The organism is Pseudomonas sp. B2M1-30 (assembly GCF_025447575.1).
GTDB lineage: Bacteria > Pseudomonadota > Gammaproteobacteria > Pseudomonadales > Pseudomonadaceae > Aquipseudomonas > Aquipseudomonas botevensis.
In genome coordinates this window covers 134,870-155,139 of the sequence record NZ_JAOEJT010000012.1, presented here as the reverse complement: position 1 = coordinate 155,139, position 20,270 = coordinate 134,870, and the positions used below count along the sequence as shown (strand labels likewise).

19 protein-coding genes are annotated in these 20,270 nt (G+C 62.5%); 7 read left to right on the top strand and 12 right to left on the bottom strand.

All coding sequences use genetic code 11. The features are described from left to right. Nucleotides 1-10 precede the first annotated feature (10 nt). The 10 genes from N8H74_RS21995 to tssB form a co-directional block, all read right to left on the bottom strand. On the bottom strand, nucleotides 11-676 hold the full coding sequence (locus N8H74_RS21995; protein WP_217834109.1) for an endonuclease/exonuclease/phosphatase family protein: 666 nt from the start codon (nucleotides 674-676) through the stop codon (nucleotides 11-13). A gap of 55 nt (nucleotides 677-731) precedes the next feature. Continuing rightward, the gene (locus tag N8H74_RS21990; protein WP_262150240.1) at nucleotides 732-1,196 is read right to left on the bottom strand and encodes a putative adhesin; all 465 of its coding nucleotides are present in this window, start codon (nucleotides 1,194-1,196) and stop codon (nucleotides 732-734) included. Between the two features lie 83 nt (nucleotides 1,197-1,279). After that, nucleotides 1,280-1,768 carry a hypothetical protein gene (locus N8H74_RS21985; protein WP_217834111.1) on the bottom strand — a complete coding sequence of 163 codons (489 nt, stop codon included), beginning with the start codon at nucleotides 1,766-1,768 and terminating at the stop codon, nucleotides 1,280-1,282. A gap of 68 nt (nucleotides 1,769-1,836) precedes the next feature. After that, complete coding sequence (gene tssH, locus N8H74_RS21980; RefSeq protein WP_262150237.1) at nucleotides 1,837-4,377, bottom strand: type VI secretion system ATPase TssH; 2,541 nt, start codon at nucleotides 4,375-4,377, stop codon at nucleotides 1,837-1,839. 1 nt (nucleotide 4,378) lies between these two features. Then, nucleotides 4,379-5,404 carry a type VI secretion system baseplate subunit TssG gene (gene tssG, locus N8H74_RS21975; RefSeq protein WP_262150235.1) on the bottom strand — a complete coding sequence of 342 codons (1,026 nt, stop codon included), beginning with the start codon at nucleotides 5,402-5,404 and terminating at the stop codon, nucleotides 4,379-4,381. After that, on the bottom strand, nucleotides 5,368-7,176 hold the full coding sequence (gene tssF, locus N8H74_RS21970) for a type VI secretion system baseplate subunit TssF (protein WP_262150233.1): 1,809 nt from the start codon (nucleotides 7,174-7,176) through the stop codon (nucleotides 5,368-5,370). Before tssF ends, tssG begins: the two co-directional genes overlap by 37 nt. Then, nucleotides 7,160-7,603, bottom strand: a complete 444-nt coding sequence (gene tssE, locus N8H74_RS21965; RefSeq protein ID WP_217834115.1) for a type VI secretion system baseplate subunit TssE — start codon at nucleotides 7,601-7,603, stop codon at nucleotides 7,160-7,162. The genes tssF and tssE overlap by 17 nt, the downstream gene beginning before the upstream one ends. A 15-nt stretch (nucleotides 7,604-7,618) precedes the next feature. Then, entirely contained in the window at nucleotides 7,619-8,116 is a 498-nt protein-coding gene (locus N8H74_RS21960) for an Hcp family type VI secretion system effector (RefSeq protein WP_217834116.1), read from the bottom strand. 75 nt (nucleotides 8,117-8,191) lie between these two features. Further along, nucleotides 8,192-9,673: a type VI secretion system contractile sheath large subunit gene (tssC, locus tag N8H74_RS21955; RefSeq protein ID WP_217834117.1), complete on the bottom strand. Its 1,482-nt coding sequence runs from the start codon at nucleotides 9,671-9,673 to the stop codon at nucleotides 8,192-8,194. Between the two features lie 29 nt (nucleotides 9,674-9,702). Continuing rightward, the gene (gene tssB / locus N8H74_RS21950) at nucleotides 9,703-10,245 is read right to left on the bottom strand and encodes a type VI secretion system contractile sheath small subunit (protein WP_217834118.1); all 543 of its coding nucleotides are present in this window, start codon (nucleotides 10,243-10,245) and stop codon (nucleotides 9,703-9,705) included. A gap of 228 nt (nucleotides 10,246-10,473) precedes the next feature. On the opposite strand from tssB, the gene N8H74_RS21945 reads away from it, so the two are divergent. The 5 genes from N8H74_RS21945 to tssA are packed head-to-tail and all read left to right on the top strand — an operon-like array spanning nucleotide 10,474 to nucleotide 18,014. After that, a complete protein-coding gene (locus tag N8H74_RS21945) occupies nucleotides 10,474-10,920 on the top strand; it encodes a type VI secretion protein (protein ID WP_217834119.1) in 447 nt (148 codons plus the stop codon). A 58-nt stretch (nucleotides 10,921-10,978) separates the two neighbouring features. Next, complete coding sequence (tssK, locus tag N8H74_RS21940; RefSeq protein WP_262150229.1) at nucleotides 10,979-12,310, top strand: type VI secretion system baseplate subunit TssK; 1,332 nt, start codon at nucleotides 10,979-10,981, stop codon at nucleotides 12,308-12,310. Between the two features lie 18 nt (nucleotides 12,311-12,328). Continuing rightward, entirely contained in the window at nucleotides 12,329-13,105 is a 777-nt protein-coding gene (locus N8H74_RS21935; protein ID WP_217834121.1) for a DotU/TssL family secretion system protein, read from the top strand. Further along, nucleotides 13,102-16,929: a type VI secretion protein IcmF/TssM N-terminal domain-containing protein gene (locus tag N8H74_RS21930; protein ID WP_262150227.1), complete on the top strand. Its 3,828-nt coding sequence runs from the start codon at nucleotides 13,102-13,104 to the stop codon at nucleotides 16,927-16,929. The genes N8H74_RS21935 and N8H74_RS21930 overlap by 4 nt, the downstream gene beginning before the upstream one ends. Further along, a complete protein-coding gene (gene tssA, locus N8H74_RS21925) occupies nucleotides 16,926-18,014 on the top strand; it encodes a type VI secretion system protein TssA (protein WP_262150225.1) in 1,089 nt (362 codons plus the stop codon). The genes N8H74_RS21930 and tssA overlap by 4 nt, the downstream gene beginning before the upstream one ends. Here the strand turns inward: tssA and N8H74_RS21920 are convergent. Both N8H74_RS21920 and N8H74_RS21915 read right to left on the bottom strand, forming a co-directional pair. After that, the gene (locus N8H74_RS21920; RefSeq protein WP_217834124.1) at nucleotides 18,011-18,979 is read right to left on the bottom strand and encodes a 2-hydroxyacid dehydrogenase; all 969 of its coding nucleotides are present in this window, start codon (nucleotides 18,977-18,979) and stop codon (nucleotides 18,011-18,013) included. The genes tssA and N8H74_RS21920 overlap by 4 nt on opposite strands. A 147-nt stretch (nucleotides 18,980-19,126) precedes the next feature. Further along, on the bottom strand, nucleotides 19,127-19,510 hold the full coding sequence (locus tag N8H74_RS21915; protein WP_262150223.1) for a tautomerase family protein: 384 nt from the start codon (nucleotides 19,508-19,510) through the stop codon (nucleotides 19,127-19,129). Nucleotides 19,511-19,773: 263 nt separating this feature from the next. Here N8H74_RS21915 and N8H74_RS21910 point away from each other — a divergent pair, with 263 nt between their 5' ends. Together N8H74_RS21910 and N8H74_RS21905 are read left to right on the top strand one after the other, a co-directional pair. Beyond that, entirely contained in the window at nucleotides 19,774-19,968 is a 195-nt protein-coding gene (locus N8H74_RS21910; protein ID WP_262150222.1) for a hypothetical protein, read from the top strand. A 49-nt stretch (nucleotides 19,969-20,017) separates the two neighbouring features. Then, nucleotides 20,018-20,188, top strand: a complete 171-nt coding sequence (locus N8H74_RS21905) for a hypothetical protein (protein WP_262150220.1) — start codon at nucleotides 20,018-20,020, stop codon at nucleotides 20,186-20,188. Nucleotides 20,189-20,270: the final 82 nt, after the last annotated feature.

Genomic DNA, 20,270 nt, shown 5'->3' with positions numbered 1-20,270 from the left:
AAACCGGATTTCAGCCGGTGACGTCGAAAAGAATCGGGCGGTGATCCGGGCCGGACATGTCGAAAATGTGCCCCAGTCCGGTGATGTCGACGACTTTGACGCTGACGTCGGCGGACGCCAGAACCCAGTCCAGGATCCCGCCCTTGCTCTGGGTCTGCTGGCCGCCCCAGCAGTCATAAGCGAGTCCCGCGGTATCAAGTAGCCCGACGTTCTGATAGTCCAGATTCAGGTCCCCCGTCGCGACCCAGCGGCCACCCAGCGCGGTGCAGGACCTGAGTTGGCTTCTGGTGAGTCCGGTCTGTCCGGATTTGAAATGGGCGAGGAAAACGTAGCCGGTATAACCTTTCACGGCATTGGCCTCGACGGCGATCAGGTCCCTGTTCAAACCGAACAGACTGCCTTGGCTGCACACTTGCAGGGCTTCAAAACTCTTGACCATCACGATGTAGGCGTTTGAGTAACCGCCATCGAACGCATGCACGGTGTAGTGTTTGTAAATGGCCGCCAGGTTGAGTCGGTAGTTGTCGACCTGGGCCGAATGGATTTCGCACAGGAAAACGATGTCCGCGTCCCATGCATCGGTGCAGCAGTTGTGGATGAAGAATTCGACCTGGGTCTGCTTGTCGAGGGTCGAGGACTTGCCGTTTTTCTCGACGTTGAAACTTCCGATTCTCATAAGTCGACCACTGCGCTTGTGTTAGATCCGAATACCGAATGTTTTTCCGATACTTCTACATGAACTGCATGCCGCGACATCCCAGCCAGATAATGTATTTATCCGGAAAGCGCTGAATAATATTTTTCAGCGTAACGCCACGGTCATCCTCTGTGGATGTAAGGATGGGAATGGCGTTCCCGTGAAGGGAGGCGTAATCGAATGCCGCTCGAACACCGCCGAGATGCTCCGGGGCTGGAAATAAACGCAGGTTCTGTACAGATTGAAATTGTTTGACGATGGTATCTGGCCGATCCAGTTCGCTGGCGTCCCAGATCATGGCTTTGGCTTTCGCAGCGTTCATCAACTCACCGGCATCGTTATAAAAACCTACCTGAGAGCCTTTGGGCAGGGAGTAGAAGCCGTCCTGTGGGTTCCAGGCTGAATGTCCGAAGACAAACATCATCGTACCTGACGACCAATCAGTCTTCGGCGAGCTCAGCCAAAGACGTTTTCCGTTTTGATAAGGGATACCGAGCATGGCTGCATGTCTCCTTGACGTTGTTCATGAAAGATTGCTGTTCAGAATGAGGACCGAGACAACAAATCTGTTCCCTTTTCGACTCAGTCAGTGACTGAAGGCTTGATGACGTATGAAAAGTCCGCTGAACATATTTTTTCGAGTGCGGTGAAGATTTCAGGACCGTGCCGACTACCGCAGACCACGTACACCAATGTCTTCGCATCGTTCGCAAAGGCATCTTCAATCATCGCTGCCATGCGCTCACTTCGCTTGAGGGGCGTTGCTTCAAGGTCGATTTTCTCTTTCTTGATGTCGACGCTCGCACTGGTTCCGGCTTCGTACCGGTCATCCAGCAGGCGTTCGAAGATGACGCGAGTTGCGCTGTCTCTGAGCAAGGGAGGGGTCGCGACAAGCGAAGTATTGATGGCGATATCAACGTCATTGGTGTGGCTTTCGCCCAGGAAAATAACAGTGCGGGTTCTGAAGTGTTTTTCGATCTTCAGAATCTGCCCCCTGATGTAAGTCAGCGCTTTGTCTTTCTTTGATTTGACGTTCGCTAGGTTGAGATCCGTTTTGTGTCCACTTGGCATCACATCATCCTTTTATGGGCGTCACGTTTTTCAGAGGCCTGATCGCTCTACCGTGGGTGTTGAGGTGATTACTCCAACACCCACTCCGCCAACTTCCCCGTCACCTGCGTCATCAACACATTCTCGACATCCCGCGCACCTGCCGCGCTGCACTTGGCGAGTACCGCTTTGACGATGCCTGAATCAAATTCGAACGGCTTGCCGGTTGCAGCCTTGTAGCGTCCGCGCAGTTTTTCCAGCTTCGCCAGCACAATCCCTTCCAGCGTCGCCTCGTCCAGCGGCCGATAGGCAACCACCGTCATGCGTGCCAGAAACGCCGGGCGGAAGGCTTGCAGCAGGGTTTTGTGCAGCGCTTCGTTGAAGGCCTCGCTGCCGATTTGCGCCACCGGCGTGTCGAGCAGCAATTCGGCGCCGACGTTGCTGGTGGCGAGCATCACGGTGTTCTTGAAGTCCACCACCAGCCCGGTGCCGTCCTCCATCAGGCCCTTGTCGAAGACGTTGTAGAACGCTTCGAGCACATCCGGGTGGGCCTTCTCGATTTCGTCCAGCAGCACCACCGAATACGGTTTGCGCCGCACCGCTTCGGTGAGTACGCCGCCGCTGCCATAACCGACGTAACCGGGCGGGGCGCCCTTGAGCTGGCTGACGGTGTGCGCTTCCTGATATTCAGAGAGATTGATGCTGATCAGGTTGCGCTCGCCGCCGTACAAGGCGTCGGCCAGCGCATAGGCAGTTTCGGTTTTGCCGACGCCGGTGGGGCCGACCAGCAGGAACACGCCCACCGGTTTTTGCGGATCGGTCAGCCCGGCGCGGTAGGCCTGCAAGCGCTGGGCGATGGTGTTGAGTGCGGTACTCTGGCCCATCACCCGCTGGCCCATGCGCTGGCCGAGGGTGCGGACGGCGTGGGCTTCGTCGGCGAGCATTTTGCCGACCGGGATACCGGTCCAGCCGGCGATCACGGCGGCGACGGTTTTGCTGTCGACCTGCTCGGGCACCAGCGGGTCGTCCTGGCGGATGGCGTCGAGTCCGGCTTCGAGGCGCAGCAGTTCGGCGGCCAGGTGATCGATGCGGCTGTCGGTGGCTTCATCGGGTTTGTCGCTGTCGGCGCGTTCGCTCAGGGCCAGGAGTTCGCGGCGGGTGTCGAGCAGTTCGCGCACGGCGACCCGTTCTTCGCCCCAGCGGGTTTCCAGTTCGCGGATTGCCTGCACGTTGCCGGTGGATTCGCCTTCGAGCAGGGTGATGCGCTCACGGTGGTCCAGTCCCGTGGCCTGCTCGCGGCGCAGGCGTTCGACTTCTTCCTTGAGGCTCTGCTGACGGTGACGCAGGCTCTCCAGCGGCGGCGGCACGTCATGCTGACCGAGGGCAACGCGGGCGCACGCGGTGTCGAGGACGCTGATGGCTTTGTCCGGCAACTGGCGGCCGGAGATGTAGCGGTGCGAGAGTTTCACCGCTTCGTGAATCGCCGCATCGAGCACCTGCACGCCGTGGTGTTGTTCGAGTTTGGCGGCGACGCCCCGGAGCATTTCCACGGCGGTGATTTCGTCCGGCTCCTCCACTTGCACCAGTTGAAAACGGCGGGCGAGGGCAGGGTCTTTTTCGAAGTATTTTTTGTATTCCATCCAGGTGGTGGCGGCGAGGGTGCGCAATTCGCCCCGGGCCAACGCCGGTTTGAGCAGGTTGGCCGCATCGCTGCCGCCCTCGGCACCGCCCGCGCCGATCAGGGTGTGGGCCTCATCGATGAACAGGATGATCGGTTTGTCGGCGCTGCGCACCGCGTCGATCACGCCTTTGAGCCGTTGTTCGAACTCACCCTTGACCCCGGCCCCGGCCTGCAACAGGCCGAGGTCGAGCACCCGTAAACTGACTTCCTGCAACGACGGCGGCACGTCCCCGGCGGCGATGCGCAGGGCCAGGCCTTCGACCACGGCGGTTTTGCCGACACCGGGCGCGCCCACCAGAATCGGGTTGTTCTGCCGACGCCGCAGGAGGATGTCGATGCACTGACGGATCTCGCCGTCACGGCCAACGATTGGATCGATGCGTCCGGCGTGGGCGTCGGCGGTCAGGTCCTGGGTGTATTGATCCAGCACTGAATCCTGCCGGGGCGCGGGGTTTGCCACTGATGTCGAGCGCGCGCCGACATGTTCGCGGGAGTTTTCCGTCCATTCCAGCAGATTGGCGCGCAGGGCTTCCTTGGGAATTCGCAGCAATGAAGAGGCGCTGTTGAGCAGCAGGCTGCGGCGTTCGTCGCGGTCGATCAACGCCAGCAGCAACAGCCCCGAACGGATGCTGTCGATGCCCAGCACACTGGCCTGCACCACCGCATCTTCCAGCAGACCGAGGGTGTGCGAGGACAACGCCGGGGTGCGCGTGCTGCCGGATTTGAACAGCTCCAGGGCCTTGTTGATTTCCGCTGTCAGCGCATCCCGTTCCAGGCCGAAGCGCGGCAGCAGAAACGCCAGATCGCCGCCCTCGATGTCGAGCAGCTCAAGCAAAAGGTGCTCGATCTCGACGAAATGATGCCCGCGCTGCAAACAACGTTGCGCGGCGCGTTCGAGGGCGCGGCGGTTGTCCGGGTTGAGGCGTCCGATCAGGCTGGCCAGTTCCATGTCAGGTGATCTCCAGCTGACGAAGACGGGTTTCGATCCGCTGCACCGCGAGGCTGGCCTGACGTTGCAGACCACCGTTCCAGCTCAGCAGGGCCGGGGCCTGGCGACCGAGTTTGATTGGCCCTGCACCGCGCACCAGCAGCACCAGTGTCACGTCCAGATCGGGGCCGAAGTACAACCCGGCGAGACTCGCCAGTGCCGGATGTGCTTCGCCGTCCGGCAGAAAGCGCCCGGCCTGGGCTGAAGGCAACGGGCCGAGAGTCAGGCGAATCCCGGCGTGTTCGTCCCAGACCCGAGAACCCGCCACGGCCGTGCGCCCAAGTTGCAGATTGCGCCCGCCGGGTTTCATCACGCTGCGGCTGGCCGGCGGAATCTCGCGCCAGGCGCCTTCGTAGGCGCTCAGCTCGACCGGCACTTCAAACTGCTCGCGCACAATCGCGGCGAACCCCGCCAGTGAGCGGCGACCATCGGCGAACAGCGCGGTGCAGGCCAGCACCGCACAGTCGGGAACGGCCTGACGCTCTTGCAGCGACTTGGGCAACAACCCGGTCAGGGCGCGCAGTTGCGCCTGCACCGGCGAGGCGCCGGGTGTCACGAAGCCCAGGGCGATCCGGTGTTTGCGCATCACTTTGTAGAGCAGGCTGAGCAGCCGGTGCTGGAACAGGTCGAGGAACTCGGCAGGCGCATGATCCTTGGCCCGCGCCCGTTGTTGCAGCCACTCCTGATAGGCGTAGGGCAGCGGGCCGTCGGGGCCGCCGAGGCCGAACATCGGCGTGTCGAGGGTCAGCGGTTCGCCCGGTTCTTCACGCAGGTTTTCGATCTGGCTGGCGGCGAACACGGGCGTCAGCGGCCCGTGCAGTTTCAATGCCTCGGCTTGCGGTGACGTGCCGGAACCGAGGGAATCGGCCTGCGGCTGTTCGCGCTCGAGCAGCAGCAAGGCCTGCAACCATTCGAACGCCTGCGGATCGCGGCGCAGTCGTTGGCCCAGCGTCAGAGCGACAGGGGCATGCCGGCTTGGGGTTGCCATGCCTTGACCTCCTTGTCTGCCTGCATCAGCACCGTGCGCACGAAGCGGTTAGCCGTGGCGTACAGCGAAAAAAACTGCGCCAGTACCCCGGAAAACAGCACCGCACTGCTGCCGACGAAATGCTGCGGGTCGAGTTGCAATTGCACCTCCAGACCATTGCGCCAACCACGCCACGCGTCAGCACCGACATGGCCGATCACCCGCTCGCAACTGAGGCTCAGCAGGCCCTCGATTTGCCGCAGGGCGCTGGATTCGTCGCGCAGGTTATGCAGTTGCAGAATCTCTTTCAGCGCATCGAGCGCCTGCGGGCCTTCGACCAGCGACAGGTGATTGAGGGTCAATTGCGACACCAGCCGCCAGCGCGATTCGCCGTCCAGGCGCGGCAGGCTCTGTGGGGTTGGCGGGTTGCGCAGGCGTGCCCAGGCCACCGGCCCTGGTCGCTCGAAACCCAGCGGCGTGCCGGCCGGCAGGCTCTGCGCGAGGTGGCGGTTGGTGCAGAGCAGTTCGGCCGTCAGGCTGTAGTCGGGCAGGTCGGTTTGCGGATTGAACCGGGTGTCGACCACGCTGACCAGCAGATCGCTGCCGAGCCGGTTCGGGGTCATGCCGCTGACCCGTCGCGCATGCCAGTAACGTTGCTGGTCGCCGCCGCTGTGCTGGCTGCCGTAATACGCCGGCAGGCGCTGCACCCCGGCGCTGGAGCTGGCGCGCATGCCGCGAATGCTGTGGATTTCGACGCTGTTTTCCCGATGGCTGTCGGCGATCAGGCGATATTCGCTGCGGGTGCCGTCGGGACGCAGCGGCTCCGAGGTCCGCGGGAACAGATTGATCACCGGCGCACAGCCGAGTGCGATGTCGCTGGCCTGCAAGTGCAGACGACTGGCCGGAGCACGGTCGAAAACGATGTACAGATAAAGCGTCTGGCTGTCGCTGGCGACACCGTCCAGCGGCAGGTCGAAAAAGTGGAATTTCTCCGGGAAGGCAAAGTACTCCGCCAGCAGACGCATGCCCGGATGCACGCCGTCCTCGTCCGGCAGCAATACCTCCTCGTCGGCGAACCCGACGACTTGCGGTAGTCCCTTCAGCGTCAGCGGAATGCTCCCCGGCGTACCGCCAAGCACTTGCACCGCATGGGCGCCGAGCAAGTCATAGAGGCAAGCGTTGATCACCGGCGACGCCGCCAGATGAATGCGCAGTTTTTCGATGCCTGTGTTGAGGCGCGTGAGCTCTGACCATTGCGTCTCGCCGAGGCAACGCAGGCTCAGGCGCAAGGCCGAACGAGCCTGTGCGACGCCGGTCAGTGCCTGGGCCTCGTCGCTGCCGAGCAGCAGGGCCTCGCTCACGTCGATCGGCCACAGGCGCACGGCGGCGCTGGTGCGAAAGTGAATGCTCTCGCCCTGGCTGGTGGTGACGAACAGCGGCGTGTCCCGGGGTAGCGGATAGCCGCCGTCGAGTTTGCCTTTGCCTGGGTCGGGTTGGAACTGGACGATGGCGCACGATGGCAGCGGGCGCATCGCCAACGGATAGAGTTGTTCGAGCAGGGCGTCGCTGAACTCGGCGTAGTCGTCATCGAGCCGTCGTTGCAGGCGCGCGGCGAGCAGGGCGAAACCTTCCAGCAGACGTTCGACGTGCGGATCGGGGCATTCGCCGGGCGACAGTTCCAGGCGCCGCGCGACTTTCGGATAACGCTCGGCGAACTGGCCGCCGGCATGTCGCAGCCAGGTCAGTTCACGTTGGTAATAGTCGAGCAGTTGCGGGTCAATCGAGTCGCTCATGGCGCACCTCCAGCCCCTGGCCACCGGGCTCGATGACAAACGCCACCGGCCAGTGCCGCTGGCCGCTGCGCAGCTCGCCGACCAGGCGAATGCTCAACTGCTGCGGCTGCGCTGGCAGAGGATTGACCTGAACCTCGCCCAGACGCAGGCGCGGTTCGAAATGGTTGACGGCCTCGCGGATGTCCCGCGCCAAGCGTCGACGATCATCGCTGCGCTGTTGCTGCAGGGCACTCCAGTCGGCGATGCCGTAATCGATCACGCTGGGTGGGGAGGTGAGCGTCCGTGGGCCACGGCGGGTGTTGAACAGCCGCGCCAGTTCGGTGTGTACCGAGTCGAGCAGCGCTTGCAGATCGAACGCCTGCGCGACGTCGGCTTCGCCGGATGCGAGGCGTTCGAACAGCGGTGCAAGGAGGCCGGTGCCAGCCATGGCCGGGGCGTCCGCTTAACTGACCAGCTTGTTGGCGGCCATGTCCCAGGTTGCGGCGGCCGTGCCTTCCTTGGTGCCGTCGTCTTTCTGTGCGGTGAGCTCCCATTTGATCTTGGTGAAGTTCAGGGACAGGGTTTCCACCGGTTTGCCACCGGTGCCGCCGCTGACGCTGACGTTGGAAATCACCACGTTGGTGAGAGTATAGATGATGAACGGCAGCAGTTTGCCGCTACCCTCGGCGGCGTTGCGGCCGATGGTGATCTTGGCTTCCGGAATCGGCTTGCCGGCGCAGCAGTATTCGTTGAGGGACGGGGTGGAGGTGTCGACGAACTTGGTCAGGGTGAACTCGCCGACGTGGGGTTTGCCCGAGGTCCGTTCCGAGTTGCTGACGTCGTTGGTCACTTGCATCGCGACGTTGTGGCTGTAGGACATGACTTCGATCTTGTCCGTGTAGCCCTCGAGCAGGCTGTCGCCTTTGATGTCGCCGCCGAGGTCGAGAATGATTGCATCCATCGCTTGGAACTCCTGAAGGTTATCGCGCTAGACAAACGGTTGACGCCCGCAGGCCAGGCCTGCGGGCGGTGACGGTCAGGCTGCTACCGGAGGTGGCAGGGTGGCGACCAGGCGGATCGACGCGGTCAGCTCTTCGAGCTGGAAGTGCGGCCGCAGGAACACCGTGGCCCGATAGGCACCGGGTTTGCCGGCGACTTCGGTGACGTCCACCCGCGCCTCGCGCAACGGGTACTGCGCCTTGATTTCCTGCGGCGCGTTGTCGTTGATCAGCACGTAGTCGGCGATCCAGTTGTTGAGGTAGCTCTGCACGTTGTCGCGGGTCATGAAGCTGCCGACCTTGTCGCGCATGATGACCTTCAGGTAATGGGCGAAACGCGAGGCCGCGAGCACGTACGGCAGCATCGCCGAGATGCGCGCGTTGGCGTTGGCCTCGTTGGTGTTGTAGACCTTGGATTTGTTGGTGGTCTGGCCGCCGAAGAACACCGCGATGTCGCTGTTCTTCTTGTGGCACAGGGCGATGAAACCGAGGTCGTTGAGCTCTTTTTCCCGGCGGTCGGTGATCGCCACTTCGGTCGGGCATTTGAGCGACAGATCGCCAGAGCTGGTGCGGAAGGTGTGTGCCGGCAGGCCCTCGACCGCGCCGCCGCCTTCGGCGCCGCGAATCGCCGCGCACCAGCCGTACTTGGCAAAGGCTTCGGTGATGCGTTGCGACAGCGCCCAGGCAGCGTTGCCCCACAGGTATTTGCTGTGGTCGGTGCCGTTGACGTCTTCGACGTAGTTGATGCCTTCCACCGGCGAGGTGTCCGGGCCGTATGGCAGGCGCAGCAGGAAGTGCGGCAACACCAGCGACACGTAGCGCGAATCTTCGCTTTCCCGGAACGAGCGCCATTTGATCAGTTCCTGGCTCTCGAACACTTTCGACAGGTCACGGGGAACGGCCAGTTCGGTAAAGCTGTTCATGTCGAACAGCCGTGGGCTGGCGGCGGCAATGAACGGTGCGTGTGCGGCGGCGGCGACGTTCGAGAGTTTTTCCAGCAGGCCGATGTCCTGCGGGTGCCGGCCGAAGGTGTAGTCGCCCACCAGCAGGCTGAACGGATGACCGCCGAAGGTCCCGTATTCCTCTTCGTAGATCTTCTTGAACAGCGAGCTCTGGTCGAATTCGACGGCTTTTTCCAGGTCGTTCTGCAGCTCTTTCTGGGTCACGTTGAGCAGCCGCAGTTTGAGCCGGGTGCTGGTTTCGGTGTTCTGCACCAGCATGTGCAGGCCGCGCCAGGACGCTTCGAGTTTTTGCAGGTCCGGGTGGTGCAGCACTTCGTTGAGCTGGGCGCTGATCAGCTCGTCGATCTGGCTGATGCGGTCGTTGATCATCGCCACGGTGTCCTTGTCGATGGCCATGCCTTCGTCGAGAACCTGGGTGGCGAATTCCGCGAGCATGTCGCGGGCGTAATCCTGCTGGCTGTCGTCATGGGCCATGCGGCCCTCGGCGATGATCTTGTCCAGCAGTGACAAAGTCTGGGTCGAGCCTTCACTGGCTTCATTCTGGGCTGCGGCGGGCATGGCGGATTCTCCCTCGTTCAAATGGACGATCAGGCTTGCGGTTCGGCCGGGGCTTCGGCATCAGCGGCCGGGACAGCGGTGTCCGGGCGGGCCGACTTGATCTCTTGCAAGCCTTCGGTGTTGGCGATGACGTCGCGCAACAGCTTGTCCAGATCATCGTTGCCGTCGAGTTTGGTCAGCAGGTCGCGCAGGCGCTGGCGAGCCTCGAACAGACGGCGCAGCGGGGTGACTTGCTCCACCACCTTGACCGGGTCGAAATCGTCGATGTGTTTGAAGTTCAGCTCGATGTTGAGCTTGCTGTCGTCGCCGGTGAGGGTGTTGTTGACTTGCAGCGTGGCGCGGGGGGCGATGGAGGCGAGCACTTCGTTGAAGTTGTCGCGGTCGATTTCGGTAAAGCGCCGCTCATTCAGTTTCGGCAATGGCTCAAGAGGCTTGCCGGACAGGTCGGACAGAATCCCGACCACCAGCGGCAATTCCTTTTTCTCGATGGCATTGCCGATTTCGACGTCGTAGGTGATTTGCACCCGAGGCGGGCGAACCCGGTCGAGCTTGTGCTGGGTACTTTCTGCCATGTCGGCGGACTCCGATGCGATGAGCGGGCGCAATGCATCGGGGTGGCCCGCTCATCGCTTTCCCTTGCTGGACCATAGGTTAGAAAGGGAGGCAGATGACCTGTCGTTCCTTTGACAAACCTTCCACATTCGGCTGTAGGAACCGAACTACCCAAGACGCTAGAACAGGTCTATAAAAATGCAAGCGAAAAACATTTTTGGACTGTCGCGAGAAAAGGAAAATTCATTTTGAATGCACGTTTTTTTGCTGCCCTTTTGTTCGTGTGTCTGTCGGGCTGTTCGTTGTTCGGGCCGAAGGTCGACCTCGACAGCCTGACCCTCGATGTCGCGCCCAGGGCCAACGACGACACCCCCATCGCCGTGGACTTCATCGCGGTCAACGACCCGGACCTGCTCAAGCAACTGTCGGGCATCAGTGCCAGCCAGTGGTTCGCCGGACGCGAGCAGTACCAGCGCGACTATCGTCAACTGATGAGCGTGTGGGGACTGGAGCTGGTGCCCGGGCAATTCATCGACCGTCAACCCTTCCCGCTGGGGGGCAAGCGGGCGGCTGGACTTTTGGTCTTCGCCAGCTATAACACACCCGGAGCGCACCGCTTGCGGCTGGACGACCAGAGCGAGGCGTGGCTGAAGTTCGACAGCCGCGAGATGAGCCTGGTCAGCACCGAGCACTGAGCCTCGCACACGCAATCACCGTACGCCGCCAGGTTGCGGCGCAGTCGAAGGGAGTCGTATGAGTCTGCTACCTGACGCGGTTTGCTGGCATGAAGGCATGCAGTTGCTGCCGCAGCATTTTCAGTTGCAGGGGCTGCGCGCCGAGGCGCTGGTGGCGCACGCGGCGCAGGCGTGCAACCCGTGGTTCTTCGGGGTCGGTCACATGGAGTTCGACCCGTCGGCGATGAGCGCCGGGGTGGTGCGTGTGGTGTCGCTGCAAGGGACGATGCCCGATGGTTTGCCGGTCAATCTGCAGGCCGGTGTCGGCCCGGCGCTGGAGCTGGATGTCGGCCCGTCGATCAGCGAAACCGACGACGCCACCGTCACCGTTTACCTGGCGATCAGCCCGTTGTGGCGCGCCGGGCAACTGCTCCCGCTCAAGGGCCGGTTGCAGTCGCTGGTGGGGGAGGCGCTGCCGGATCTCACCAGCGGCGAGTTCCCCGAGTCGATCACAGTGTGGCGGCCGAATCCGCGCCTGTGTACGCAACTGACCAAGGCGGATTCGATCTGTCTGCCGCTGCTGAAGATCCGCAAGGAGGGCGGCGGTTTCCTGCCGTTGCCCTACACGCCGCCGACGCCGATCCTGTTGCCTGAATCACCGCTGGGCCGACGAGTCGCCGGGCTGTGTGCGCGGGCTCGGGAGAAGTGTCTGTTTCTCGGCGGGCGTCTGCGTCAGGCGCAGCAGGCCGGCAATCAGGACGATGCCCTGGAGATCCGCCGCCAGTTGACCGCGTTGTGGGCGCGACTGCCGGAAGTCGAAGGCACGCTCAACAGTCGCGTCGCCCATCCGCAAACCCTGTATGGGCAATTGCTCGGGCTGGCCGGTGCCTGGTCGGCGCTCGATCTGCTGGCCGGTGTGCCGGCGTTCGCGCCGCTGGATTTCTACGAGTTGCAGCGCGGCTACGGGCAAGTCCTCGACTGGCTGGAAACCACCCTGGAACTGATCCGCGCCGGCTATCGCAGCCTGCCGTTCGAACGCGGCGAGCAAGGGTTTTCCATCGAGTTGCCGGACGATCAGCCGAGCCAGCGTCTGGTCATCGGTCTGCGCATGCCCAACGGTGCCAGCGAACAGGCGGCCGGCGACTGGTTGCGTGGCGCGATCATCGCCTCGGCGCCGCACATCGCCTTGCTCAGCCGCCAACGCATGAGCGGCCTGACGCACCAGGCCATGAGCCGCAGTGAGCAGGTGGCCTACAGCGTCGGCGACGATACCCGATTGTTTGTGGTCACCGCCGAAGGGACCTGGTTCGACGCGCAACTGCCGCTGGTGATCGCGGCACCGGCGGCCCGACTCACCAGCAGTCCGTGGCAGGTCGTGCTGTTTGTTGCCCAGACCAGTGAAAGTGCCTGATTACACAAGGAACGCTGTATGTCTGAAGGGAATGGCGGGTCCGGGACAAGAAACCTGAGCGTGCAGGACGCGCCCTTGAGCAGCGCATTCCGCGAGGCGTGGCAGCAGTGGTCGCGGGACTGGAGCCAGTTGCCCAAGGACAGCGAGGACGAAGCGGCGCTGGTGGAAACCGTGGTCGAACTCTCGACCCAAGGCTCGCAGCGGTTATGGCGAACGGCGTACTCACGGGTCGGCGATTCGGCGACCGAGCAGGTCAAGGCGCTGGTCTACGCCTTCGTCGCGCTGGTCGATGAAACCCTGTTGTTCAGCCCGTGGCCCGGTCAGTCGGCGTGGCAGGACAAGCCTTTGGAGTCGCGTCTGTACAGCAGCCGTCAGGCCGGTGAGCAAGTGCCGGCGGCGATTCAAACCCTGCTCGACGAACAACAACCCACCACCCGCGATCTGGCGAACGTGTATCTGCTGTGCCTGATTCTCGGTTTTCACGGGCGCTTGCGTGGTGAGCAGAGTCAGGTGCAGCGGGAGAAATGGCGCCTGGCGCTGTTCACTTTTGCCTGGCAGGAAGAGGCGGACTACGCCGATGTCAGCCAGCGTCTGACGCAACCTGCGCAGACTCCGCCGCTGCAATTGCCAGTGCGCACGGCGTTGCCTGACGGCTTTCGTCTGGCGCTGGGCATTCTGGCGTTGATGATGTTGCTGACCGGGCTCGGTCATGTGCTGTGGCGCGACATCCGCATGGAGCTGGAACCGGTGTTGCAGATGACCGATGCCGTGCCGGCGCCGGAGCAAGACTCATGAGCACCCTGACGCTTGTCGCGTGGGTGCTGGCGATCCTTCTGCTGTTGGCGCTGGTGGCCGTCGCAGTGTGGTGGCTACGCACGCGCAGTGGCGCGGCGATCCGCAGTTTTTATGCGGCGGTGCGGCACATGGAGCAAGAGCAGGGCAGCCACGACCGTTATCAATTGCCCTGGCTGCTGATGCTCGGCGACGAAAACCAGGGCACGCAACTGGTCACCGAATGGCGCTTGCAACCCACCGACAAACCGGCGTGGTTCGGCCGCTGGTGGTCGGATCCCGAGGGCGCGGTGCTGGTGGTGCCGCAGGCGCTGTTCCTGCCGGAAGACGGCATGCATTTGCAGCGTGGTGGCTGGTGGCGGCTGCTCGGACTGCTCCTGCGTCTGCGCAGCAAGCGACCGCTGGACGGGGTGATCTGGACGGTGCCGGTCAGTCGTCTGGGCAATCTGGAACAAGCCACCACTTTGGGGCTGGCGGCGCGTCGACGGTTCATCGATCTGCTGCAACGCTTCGGCCTGAGTCTGCCGGTGTACGTGGTGATCACCGGGCTTGAGGAGTTGCCGGGGTTTCAGGAACTGATTGCCGCGTTGCCCGAAGAGGCTCGGGAGCGAACCCTGGGCTGGTCGTCGCCCTACGCGCGCGATGCGGTGTGGCAGGGGCAGTGGAGCGATCAGGCGCTGGATCGGCTGCACCGGGCGGTGGCGGAAGCAGTGGTGGAAATCGGCACTTTGTCCGGGCAACTGAGCGCCGATCTGTTCGCTTTGCCGGAGCGCCTGGAGACCTTGCGTCGGGGTTTGCAGAATGTGCTGGAACCGGTGTTTCAGGGCAACGCTCAAGGCGAGGCGCCGTGTTTTCGCGGAGTGTATTTGAGCGCCAATCAGGCGTCCGAAGATGCCCGTGACGGCTTCAGCGCCGACGACAGCGGTTTGCAGGAAAGCGCCTTCATGCGCCAGTTGTGGCGCCAGCGTCTGGTGGGTGAGCGCGGTCTGGCCCAGGGCGTGCCGCGCCTGTTGCGTTTGCGTCAGCGCTGGCAACGGCTGACCGTCGGCGTGGCGCTGCTGGTCGGGGTAATTTGGGGCGTGGCGATGGTGTGGGTGTGGCATGCGTCGGTCAAGGATGCCCACGAACTGGCGCGGCTGCTGCAAGGCGCGCAAAAAAATTACGTGGCGGTCACTGACGAGGCGCATCGGGTCGAACCGACCCGGCGCAACGTGCAGAGCTTCTGGCGGGTACTGGAACGGGCGCCGCGCTGGGATTACGCCTCGCTGGTGTTTCCGACGTCGTGGTTTTCCTCGCTGGACAGCCGTCTCGAACAGGAGCTGTTGCAGTCCTCCCGGCGCCATATCCTGACCCCGCTGCATGAGTTGCTGACGGCGGAGCTGGTGAAGATCAAGGCGATTCGCAGCACCGACCGGCGCGCCAGCGTCGAAAGCGAAGACCCGGCGCAATGGCAGAACTATCAGAAGGCCACGGATTTGGTAGACCGCGCGTTGCGCCTGGAACAGCAGAACCAGTTGTTCAGTCAGGTGCAGAACAATCAGCGGGTGCCGCTGGAGGATCTGGTGCAACTGAGCAACAACGCGCTGTCGCTCAATCTCAATGCCGGCGCCTTGCCCCATGCCGCGTTCTACAACCGCTTGCTGGTGGCCGGCGCGGGGGATAGCGGGGAATTGCAGGCGCTGGACTTGAGTGCCGAGCGGCCGTTGATCACCAGCAATTTTTCCGGGTTGATGGAGCGCTGGCTCGATCAGTATTTCCTCGCCGACAACTTCGTCAGCAAGGCCGGCTACCTCAAATTGCACCTCGAACAACTGGAGGTCGGCAGCGGCAACAGCCTGCGCGAACTGGAAGACCTGCGGGCGCTGGTCGACGACTTGCAGGCGGCCATCGCCCTGACCAATTCGGCGTGGGGGCGTGGCAAGGGCCAGGAACTGGTGCCGGGTTATCGCGAGCTGCTGGACAAGGTGCGCAAAAGTGCCTTGCTGGGGCCGGCGGTCGAGCAACAACTGGAGGCACAGGCCGCGCGGTTGCAGCAAAGTTTTCGCGATCAGTGGATCGCCCAGGTCGGTTCCCGGGGCAATCTGCTGGTGCAGCAGGGCAGCGGGCAACTGACGTTGCAGGAGCATGTGGTGAAGCTGGACAACGCGGTGCAGTCACTGTTCAAACGTGACTTCGTGTCGATTGCCTTGCGTGCCAGTCAGGACAATGTCGACCTGCAAGGCCAGGTCGTGGACGGCGATGACCTCAACACCTCGCTGAGCTACTTCGCCAGCTACAAGAGTTACATCGCCGAAGAACTGCCGCGCATTCCGCCGGTGTATCGCGGCGCGTTGCTGCAAGCCGCCGAGAACGCGGCGGCCCAGGCGATGTGGCTGAGCCTCAAGGACCACAACGACCAGACGCAGTCTTACGCGGTGTTCAACGTTCAGGCCGAACAGGCGATGGCCCTGCAAAAAGCCTTCGTCGAGGTGCACCGCACGGATCTGGCGGCGCGCCTGCAAAGTGCCCTGAACCGTCGGGCGATGGGGCAGATTGTCAGTGGCCTGGATGAAATCACCGCGCAGCCGCTGTTCGGTGGCCGCGCCGAAATCAGCCAGTGGGACGGCTCGAAAAACCTTGGCTTGCAGTTGTACGGCGCCAGTGACGTGCAGGACTTGAAGCTCGGCCTCAAGCAGCAGTTCAACACCATGCTCGGCATCACCGAACGTCGCACCCCGGCGCTGCAATGGCTCAAGACCCAGCAGGGGAATCTCTCGGCCCTGGACTATGAGCGGGTCACCCAGTTCAGCGCGCTCAACGATGAATTGCTCAAATACAAGGATTCCAACCCCGCCAGCTCGCCGGCGCAGATCGAGCAACTGGTCAGCCGCGACTTCATCGAAATGGACACCAACTCCTGCGTGCAGATGTTGCAGACCGCCAATCTGACGGGCGGACGCGGCACCCTGGCGATGCGGGCGGTGGAACTGCAGCAGTCGGCGCTGCAACGTTGCCAGTTTCTGCAGCAACAGCAGGCCGCCGCCGCGTGGAATGAGCTGGCCAATTACTTCAATCAGTACCTGGCCGACCGTTTCCCGTTTGCCAACGGTGTGCAGGCTCAGGATGCCGACCCGGCGCGGGTTCAGCATCTGCTCGAACTGATCGACAAGCGCTTGCCAGTGGCCCAGGCCGGACTGGTGATGAGTCAGGCGCCGGAGCGGTTGGCGGCTGAGGACTTTCTCAACCGTTTGAAACAGAGCGCGACCTGGCTCACGCCGCTGTTCGTGCGCGACAAGAGCGGCATTCTGGGCGTCGAGCTGGACGTGCGCTGGCGGACCGACCGTGAGGAGGAAAAGGGCGCCGATCAGGTGATCGCGTGGGGCTTGTTGTCGGGCAATCAGCAGGTCAACTACCCCGCCGGCGAGCAACCGAATCTGCGCTGGATGGTCGGCCAGCCGATTCGCCTGACCTTGCGCTGGGCACGCAACGGCAAGGATCGGCCGGTCAATGACCCGTCGCAACCGAACCTGGTGGTGCGCGACCTTGAGGCGGGTTGGGAGTACGGCGGGCCGTGGTCGTTGTTGCGGCTGATGCGCGCGCACTTTTCAGTGCAGCGTCAGCCGAGCATGGACTACACCGATTTTCCGTTGAGCCTGCGCCTGCCGGTCACCGCGCAGACCGACAGCGTCACCAACGAATTCACCCGGATGTTCGTGCGCCTGTCATTGATGAGCCAGGGCTCGAAACTGCCGTTGTCCATCGCACCGCCGCCAACCCGTGCGCCGCGCTCGCCGTTTCAGGTGACCGGCACGACGGCGGCCATTGAAACCCGGGAGGAGGGGCTGTGAGCCTGCCATCGACCACGTTGCCGGACCCGATCGAACAACTGCTCGCGCCGATCAGCAGCGAAGCGCCCTGCGGTGTGGATCTGCGCTATGAGCGTGAGTTCGATCAGTTACGCGACCTGCGCCGCGAGGACGACGCCAGCCTGCCAACCGGCGTCTGGCAATCGACCCTGAAACGGGCGAGCTGGCCCGAAGTCGAGAAACTGACCACGAGTCTGTTGCTGGAGCGCAGCAAGGACCTGATGCTCAGCGCCTGGCTCGGCGAGGCCTGGCTGCACTTGCAAGCGCTGGATGGTTTGCCCGGCAGCCTGGCGCTGATCGCCGGTCTGTGCGAGCGTTACCCCGAGCAGCTGTATCCCCGGGCCGAGGACGGCGATCAATCGTGGCGGGTGATTCCGCTGGAATGGCTGGTGCGTCGCTACAGTGAAATCCTGCTGACCCGGGTGCCGCTGTTCGGCACGCGCAACAGCGATTTCGAGGCGTACACCCTTGAAGCCTGGCGTCGCTTGCAGCTCCAGCAAGTGCAGGTCAACGACAGCAAGAATGCCAAGACCTCGGCGGAAACCGCTCGCAGCGAACAGAAGAAGCTCAGCGATCAGATCCGCGTCACGCCGATGGCGTTCTGGCTGCGCACCCAGGGCAATCTGCTGCTGAGCCTGCAACACCTGCAACGCCTCGACACATGGTGCGATGCGTACCTGGGCGATCAGGGGCCGGGGCTGCGACCGTTGCAGGAAACCATTCAAGCGTTGTTGACGCTGGTTCAGGAGTTTATCGCCATGCATCCACAGCAACCGGTGACAATGCCCGCGCCTGTGCCGGAGGTCGTCACGCAACCGGTCGAGGAAACCGCCCCTGTCCCGCAAGCGGCGCAGGTTTTCCGTGAGCCGGCCAGCCGGGAAGAGGCCTACCGACAACTGCTGCTGATCGCCGAATACCTGGCCCGCACCGAACCCCACAGCCCGGTGCCATATCTGATCCGGCGCGGGGTGGAGTGGGGCAACAAGCCGTTAAGCGAATTGTTGGGCGAGCTGATTTCCGCCGACGCCGAGTCGCGTCGTTTGTGGACGTTGCTCGGCGTGCTTTAGTGCATGCGCTGGTTGCTCAGCCTCGGTGGCAGCGCAAGGGGCGTCAGCACCGGTTCTCCGGAGAAGAATGCCACGAGGTTTTTCCCTACCAGTTCCACCGTGCCCTGGGTCGCTTCCGGTGACAGCCCGGCGACGTGCGGGGTGAGAATCACGTTGCCGAGGGTTTTCAGCGCATCCGGCACTTGCGGCTCGTGGTCGAAGACATCGAGCGCCGCACCGGCGATCCGCCGTTGTTCCAAAGCGCTGATCAGGTCGGCGGTGGCAATCACACTGGCGCGGGCGATATTGACGATAAAACCGTCCGGCCCCAATGCATCCAGCACCGGGCGATTGACCAGGTGTTTGCTGCCGATCCCGCCCGGCGTTGCCACCACCAGGAAGTCCGAAGCCCGGGCCAGTTCGGTCGGGGTCGAGCAGAACGCGTAGGGCACATCGCTGCGCACCTGGCGGTTGTGATAACTGATCTGCATGTCGAAGCCCTGGCCTGCGCGCCTGGCAATCGCCATCCCCACCGCACCGAGCCCGAGAATCCCCAGGCGTTTGCCGGCCAGGGACGGGCGCATGACTTTCGGCCACTCGCCCCGGCGCACGGCGGCGTCGCAACGGGGAATGTCACGCACCAGGGCCAGCAGCAGGGCCATGGCGTGGTCGGCCACCGACGAGGCGTTGACCCCGGCGCCGTTGGTCACTGTCAGGCCGCGATCGCTGGCGGCTTGCAGATCCACCTGTTCGTAACCTGCGCCGATCACGCAGATGATCTTCAGCGCCGGCAGCGCATCGATTTCTTCGGCATACAGGCCCAGCGGGCCACGGGTCAGCACCGCATCGATGCGGCTGCCGTGGGTGGCAATGGCCTGGGCACGTTCGGCGGGAGTCGGGGCGAGAATCAGGTGAAAGCCCTGTCGTTCAAGAATGGGCAGGTAGTCATTGATGGTTTCAACCAGTACCAGAACGGTTGCGGGCATTGCACGGCTCCTGAGATCGTCGGCTTTCGTACGCATTCGCTTCAGAGTGCTGATTCCCGGAGCGTTTGGCAATCGCCGGCGCCGGACTCGCACCAGCCAGTGTAGGGGCTGATGCGGATCTTCGGAGGGGCCGGGCGGCGCTGCTCGTCAGGTCACGTATTGGGCGACACCGTTGCCGAACGACCAGTTCTCTTTCTTCACTTCCACCAGATTGATGAACACATCCTCCCGGCGCACGCCCAATTGGCTGTGCAGGCTGTCGGCGATGGTTTTGAACAGCAGCTGTTTCTTCTCCACGCTGCGGCCTTCGCTGATGGTGATCTGAATGAACACATTGCCGTCGCTGCGCGGGATGCCGAGGTACTGCGGGTCATAGATGAAGTGCTGGGCATCGTGTTCGGTGAGGATCTGGAAGTTGTCGTGTTCCGGCACATCGATGCAACTGCGCAGGGCGGCGTAAATCTGTTCGCCGATGCGTTTGGCGAAGGCGGGATCGGGGTTTTGTCTGATGTCGACGCGAACGAGGGGCATGAGCGGGTTCCTTGGGGAGGGGGCTTTTCTCACGCTAGATGATGTTGGGCGGATTGAAAGTATTTCGATGTTTGATCGAGCGCTTTCAGGCGCAGGGGGTGGGTTGGTCATGGGGTGTTTTTTGTATGAGGCCACCTACGAGGCTCACGGATTTTGCCTACGAATTTGCCAGATCGATCCGCTACCAGATGGACGATGAACACGAAATGATGAAGACACGAAGCAACGTGGGCTGCGACTGCCCAAAAAGCCAGGGAAGGCGAATGCTCAAGAACGATCGCGAAAATCTGGAACTCGAAAGGCTGGAGAACGAGTCACGGAAACTCGTGGCCGAGTTCAAAAAGCTTCTGGCGGAAGAGAAAAAGCTGAACAGGGAGAGGAGTTTATATCCACTCGCGGTATTGGGTGGATTGGTGACCGCAATCACTGCTGTAGCAGGCTTTTTTTTCAAATTTTGAATAGGCGTGTTTCACGACAGACAAGCCCATGATCCAAGAGGAGGGCAACATGAGTACATATGACGCGAAAGCCAGAAGAGCAAAAATTGAGCGAGAGATTGAGGAGTACGCCGAAGAGGTGCGCATCAAAGACAAGGATGAAGCGCGCAAAATGTGGTTGTTATTCGGCTTTGGTCTGTATTGCATGTTACTTGGAGTCCTTTTGGGGCGATCGTTCTGACTGCCCTTTTTGCCTTGGTCTCCTATTGGTTGCATGTCAGAAAACGACGAATTACATGTCTATTAGCGGCTTTAATATTCCT

Bases quoted from the DNA above. Each gene is read 5' to 3' on its own strand.
- N8H74_RS21995 (WP_217834109.1), bottom strand. From the start codon at position 676: ATGAGAATCGGAAGTTTCAACGTCGAGAAAAACGGCAAGTCCTCGACC.
- N8H74_RS21990 (WP_262150240.1), bottom strand. From the start codon at position 1,196: ATGCTCGGTATCCCTTATCAAAACGGAAAACGTCTTTGGCTGAGCTCG.
- N8H74_RS21985 (WP_217834111.1), bottom strand. From the start codon at position 1,768: ATGCCAAGTGGACACAAAACGGATCTCAACCTAGCGAACGTCAAATCA.
- tssH (WP_262150237.1), bottom strand. From the start codon at position 4,377: ATGGAACTGGCCAGCCTGATCGGACGCCTCAACCCGGACAACCGCCGC.
- tssG (WP_262150235.1), bottom strand. From the start codon at position 5,404: ATGGCAACCCCAAGCCGGCATGCCCCTGTCGCTCTGACGCTGGGCCAA.
- tssF (WP_262150233.1), bottom strand. From the start codon at position 7,176: ATGAGCGACTCGATTGACCCGCAACTGCTCGACTATTACCAACGTGAA.
- tssE (WP_217834115.1), bottom strand. From the start codon at position 7,603: ATGGCTGGCACCGGCCTCCTTGCACCGCTGTTCGAACGCCTCGCATCC.
- N8H74_RS21960 (WP_217834116.1), bottom strand. From the start codon at position 8,116: ATGGATGCAATCATTCTCGACCTCGGCGGCGACATCAAAGGCGACAGC.
- tssC (WP_217834117.1), bottom strand. From the start codon at position 9,673: ATGCCCGCCGCAGCCCAGAATGAAGCCAGTGAAGGCTCGACCCAGACT.
- tssB (WP_217834118.1), bottom strand. From the start codon at position 10,245: ATGGCAGAAAGTACCCAGCACAAGCTCGACCGGGTTCGCCCGCCTCGG.
- tssK (WP_262150229.1), top strand. From the start codon at position 10,979: ATGAGTCTGCTACCTGACGCGGTTTGCTGGCATGAAGGCATGCAGTTG.
- N8H74_RS21935 (WP_217834121.1), top strand. From the start codon at position 12,329: ATGTCTGAAGGGAATGGCGGGTCCGGGACAAGAAACCTGAGCGTGCAG.
- N8H74_RS21930 (WP_262150227.1), top strand. From the start codon at position 13,102: ATGAGCACCCTGACGCTTGTCGCGTGGGTGCTGGCGATCCTTCTGCTG.
- N8H74_RS21920 (WP_217834124.1), bottom strand. From the start codon at position 18,979: ATGCCCGCAACCGTTCTGGTACTGGTTGAAACCATCAATGACTACCTG.
- N8H74_RS21915 (WP_262150223.1), bottom strand. From the start codon at position 19,510: ATGCCCCTCGTTCGCGTCGACATCAGACAAAACCCCGATCCCGCCTTC.
- N8H74_RS21910 (WP_262150222.1), top strand. From the start codon at position 19,774: ATGCTCAAGAACGATCGCGAAAATCTGGAACTCGAAAGGCTGGAGAAC.
- N8H74_RS21905 (WP_262150220.1), top strand. From the start codon at position 20,018: ATGAGTACATATGACGCGAAAGCCAGAAGAGCAAAAATTGAGCGAGAG.